At 72.7% G+C, this 3,494-nt stretch carries 5 protein-coding genes; 1 reads left to right on the top strand and 4 read right to left on the bottom strand.

Annotation, left to right across the window (positions count from 1 at the left end; translation table 11 throughout):
• The 3 genes from ACFQ3T_RS35365 to pdhA all read right to left on the bottom strand — a co-directional run.
• A partial coding sequence (locus ACFQ3T_RS35365; RefSeq protein WP_380730297.1) for a biotin/lipoyl-containing protein occupies positions 1–384 on the bottom strand: 384 nt, incomplete at its 3' end.
• The gene (locus ACFQ3T_RS35360) at positions 377–1,426 is read right to left on the bottom strand and encodes an alpha-ketoacid dehydrogenase subunit beta (RefSeq protein WP_380730295.1); all 1,050 of its coding nucleotides are present in this window, start codon (positions 1,424–1,426) and stop codon (positions 377–379) included. The genes ACFQ3T_RS35365 and ACFQ3T_RS35360, both read right to left, overlap by 8 nt.
• The gene (gene pdhA, locus ACFQ3T_RS35355) at positions 1,423–2,496 is read right to left on the bottom strand and encodes a pyruvate dehydrogenase (acetyl-transferring) E1 component subunit alpha (RefSeq protein ID WP_380730292.1); all 1,074 of its coding nucleotides are present in this window, start codon (positions 2,494–2,496) and stop codon (positions 1,423–1,425) included. The genes ACFQ3T_RS35360 and pdhA overlap by 4 nt, the downstream gene beginning before the upstream one ends.
• A 122-nt stretch (positions 2,497–2,618) precedes the next feature.
• On the opposite strand from pdhA, the gene ACFQ3T_RS35350 reads away from it, so the two are divergent.
• Positions 2,619–3,110, top strand: a complete 492-nt coding sequence (locus ACFQ3T_RS35350; protein ID WP_380730290.1) for an Lrp/AsnC family transcriptional regulator — start codon at positions 2,619–2,621, stop codon at positions 3,108–3,110.
• Here the strand turns inward: ACFQ3T_RS35350 and ACFQ3T_RS35345 are convergent.
• On the bottom strand, positions 3,092–3,494 hold a 403-nt coding region (locus ACFQ3T_RS35345), incomplete at its 5' end, for a CAP domain-containing protein (RefSeq protein ID WP_380730288.1). The two genes, ACFQ3T_RS35350 and ACFQ3T_RS35345, sit on opposite strands and share 19 nt — an antisense overlap.

Genomic DNA, 3,494 nt, shown 5'->3' with positions numbered 1-3,494 from the left:
GGTGCGGGCGGCGGGGATCGGCGCGGGGCGGCGAGCGGTGTCCGGGTGCGGCACCCGCTGACCGCCGGACCGGCGCGGACGGCGTCGGCGCGGGGTGTCGGACGTGCCGTAGCCGATCAGGACGTTGCCCGACCCCTCCGAAGTGGCCTCGGGCGCGCCGACCGACAGCAGCACCGAGCCGACGGCCAGCTTCTCCCCCGGCTCGCCGAACCGCGCGCTCACCACGCCCTCGTACGGGCACGGCACCTCGACCACGGCCTTCGCCGTCTCGACCTCCACCACGGGCTGGTCGATGGACACGTGGTCCCCCACCGACACGAGCCAGGTGACGATCTCGCCCTCGGTCAACCCCTCGCCCAGGTCGGGCAGCCGGAAGTCAGGCACCGTAGGCCTCCACGACCTCGTCGTCCCACTGCAGCCGGTCGATCGCGTCCAGGATGCGGTCGACGCTCGGCAGGTGGTGCTCCTCCAGCTTCGGCGGCGGGTAGGGGATGTCGAACCCGGTCACCCGCAGCACGGGCGCGTGCAGGTGGTGGAAGCACCGCTCGGTCACCCGCGCGACGACCTCCGCGCCGTACCCGCCGAACCCGGACGCCTCGTGCACGACCACCGCCCGGCCGGTCCGGCGGACCGACGCGCACACGGTCTCGTCGTCGAACGGCGACAGCGACCGGAGGTCCACCACCTCGACGTCCCAGCCCTCCTCCGCCGCCGCGTCGGCCGTCTCCAGCGCGGTCGCGACCATGGGTCCGTAGGCGATGAGCGTGACGTCCTTCCCGGCGCGCCGCACCAACGCCCGGTCGAACCCGATCGCAGGTGTTGAACCGACCGCGAGGTCGCCCTTCGTCCAGTACCGCCGCTTCGGCTCCAGGAAGATCACCGGGTCGGGTGAGTCGATGGAGTCGCGCAACAACCGGTACGCGTCGTCCGGCGTTCCGGGCGTGACGACCCGCAGCCCCGGCGTGTGCGTGTAGTACGCCTCCGACGAGTCGCAGTGGTGCTCGACGCCGCCGATCCCGCCGCCGTACGGCACGCGGATCACCACGGGCAGCTCCACCCGGCCGCGGGTGCGGTTGCGCAGCTTCGCCAGGTGGCTGGTGATCTGCTCGAACGCCGGGTAGGCGAACGCGTCGAACTGCATCTCCACCACGGGCCGCAGGCCGTTCATGGCCATGCCGATGGCCGTGCCGACGATGCCGGACTCGGCGAGCGGCGTGTCGAACACCCGGTCGTCGCCGAACCGCGCGGCCAGCCCGTCGGTCACCCGGAACACGCCGCCGAGCGGGCCGACGTCCTCGCCGAACACCAGCACGGTCGGGTCGGCGGCCAGGGCGTCGGCCAACGCCCGGTTCAACGCGCCCGCCATCGAAACCTGGGCCACCGCAGCCGCCTCCGGCTCCCCCGTGACCTCGGACGTCGCCGTCATGCCAGTTCCTCCCGCAGCGCCGCCGCCTGCTCCCGCAGGTGGCGCGGCATGGTCGCGTAGACGTGCTCGAACAGCTCGTCGGGCGACGGCACGAAGTCGGCGTTCATCTTCGCCCGCACGGACGCCGCGAACTCCTCCGCCTCGGCCGCCACCGCCGCGCGCCGCGCGTTGTCCAGCAGCCCGCGCGACGCCAGGTACGCCTCCAGCCGGTCGACCGGGTCGCGGTCCAGCCAGGACGCGACCTCGTCGGACGTGCGGTAGCGGGTGGCGTCGTCGGCGTTGGTGTGCGCCTCGATCCGGTAGGTCAGGGCCTCGATCAACGTCGGCCCGCCGGCCGCCAGCGCCTCGCGCACGACCGCGTACACGGCGGCCGCGTCGTTGCCGTCCACCAGCACGGACGGCACGCCGTACCCGATGCCCTTGTGCGCCAACGACGGCGCGGCGTTCTGCTTCGACATGGGCACGCTGATCGCGTAACCGTTGTTCTGCACCAGGAACACCACGGGCGCCTGCCACACGCCGGCGAAGTTCAGCGCCTCGTGCGTGTCGCCCTCGGACGTGGCGCCGTCGCCCAGCAGCACCAGCGCCGCCGTGTCCTCGCCCTTCAACCGGGCCGCGTGCGCGAAGCCGACCGCGTGCAGCGTGTTGGTCGCCAGCGGGGTGCACTGGGGGCCGACGCGGTGCTCGTACGGGTCGTACCCGAGGTGCCAGCCGCCCTGGAGGAGGGTCAGCGTCTCGGCCGGGTCGACGCCCCGGGTGACGAGCGCGACCGAATCGCGGTAGGTCGGGAACAGCCAGTCGTCGGGGCGCAGCGCGAGCACCGAGCCGACCTCGCACGCCTCCTGCCCTCGTGACGACGGGTAGACGGCGAGCCGGCCCTGCTTGGTCAGCGCGGTGGCCTGGGTGTCGAAGCGGCGGCCGACGACCATCCGCCGGTGCAGCTCCACCAGCACGTCGTCGTCGGGCATGGCCAGTGGCGAGTCGTCCACCGGCGAACCGTCCTTGCGCAGCAGCGACAGCGGTTCGTCGCTGGGCAGCAACGTCCGCTCGGGCGCGCGGGTGCGGGCCATGGGCTCCTCCGGGTGTCTCATGTGACGAGATGGAGGGCATGGTCCGCGTCACAGCGGCCAAAGTTCCAGATCCGGGCCTCGAATCCGGACGATTGGCCCGCAGACGGGTTATCGTCGGCCACATGACGGCACGGGCTGGACATTCGGCACCGCTCGACGCGCTCGACCGGCGCGTCGTGGAGGAGCTGCGGGCGGACGGCAGGATGTCCATGCGGGCGCTCGCGGAGAAGCTGCACATCTCGCGCGCGAGCGCGTACTCGCGGGTCGAGCGGCTGCACCGCGACGGCGTCATCACGGGGTACGCGGCGGTCGTCGACCCGGAGCGCTACGGCTTCGGCATCTCCGCCTACGTCTACCTCAAGATCAGCCAGCACTCGTGGAAGGCCGTGCGGCAGCGGGTCATGGAGATCCCCGAGGTGTGGCACGGCGCGCTGGTGTCCGGCGACTACGACCTGGTGCTCCTGGTGCGGGCGCCCGACGCCCACAGCCTGCGCGACCTGGTGCTCTCCCGGTTGCAGACGATGCCGGACGTGACGTCCAGCCACACCGTGCTGATCCTCGACGAGCTGCCCGCGGGCGGTCACGACCGCGACGGTCACCAGCCGAAGTTCTGAGTCCAGTAGACGCCGTAGGAGCCGCCGCGCGCCATGCCCGCGCCCAACGCCTTGAGCTTGCAGTTCAGGATGTTCGCCCGGTGGCCGGGTGAGTCCATCCAGCCCTTCACGACGGCCTCGGGGGTGCGCTGGCCCGCGGCGATGTTCTCGGCGCCCGGCTGCGGGTAGCCGGCGGCCTTGACCCGGTCCACGAAGGACCGCCCGTCCTTGGACACGTGGTCGAAGTAGTCCTGGGCGGCCATGTCGGCGCTGTGCGCGCGGGCGGCGGCGGCCAGCCGGTCGTCGGCGGCGAGGGCCGGGCAGCCGTGGGCGGCGCGCTCGGCGTTGGTCAGCTCGACCACCTTCGCCTCGGCCAGTTCGACGTCGGTCTTCGTCGGCACGGCA

The organism is Saccharothrix hoggarensis, assembly GCF_042678885.1.
GTDB classification, from domain to species: Bacteria; Actinomycetota; Actinomycetes; order Mycobacteriales; family Pseudonocardiaceae; genus Actinosynnema; species Actinosynnema hoggarensis.
The sequence above is the reverse complement of the archived record's forward strand: the minus strand, read 5'-3'. Positions and strand labels throughout refer to the sequence as shown.

Coding starts and splice junctions, on each gene's coding strand:
- pdhA (WP_380730292.1), bottom strand. CDS start 2,496: ATGGCCCGCACCCGCGCGCCCGAGCGGACGTTGCTGCCCAGCGACGAA.
- ACFQ3T_RS35350 (WP_380730290.1), top strand. CDS start 2,619: ATGACGGCACGGGCTGGACATTCGGCACCGCTCGACGCGCTCGACCGG.
- ACFQ3T_RS35360 (WP_380730295.1), bottom strand. CDS start 1,426: ATGACGGCGACGTCCGAGGTCACGGGGGAGCCGGAGGCGGCTGCGGTG.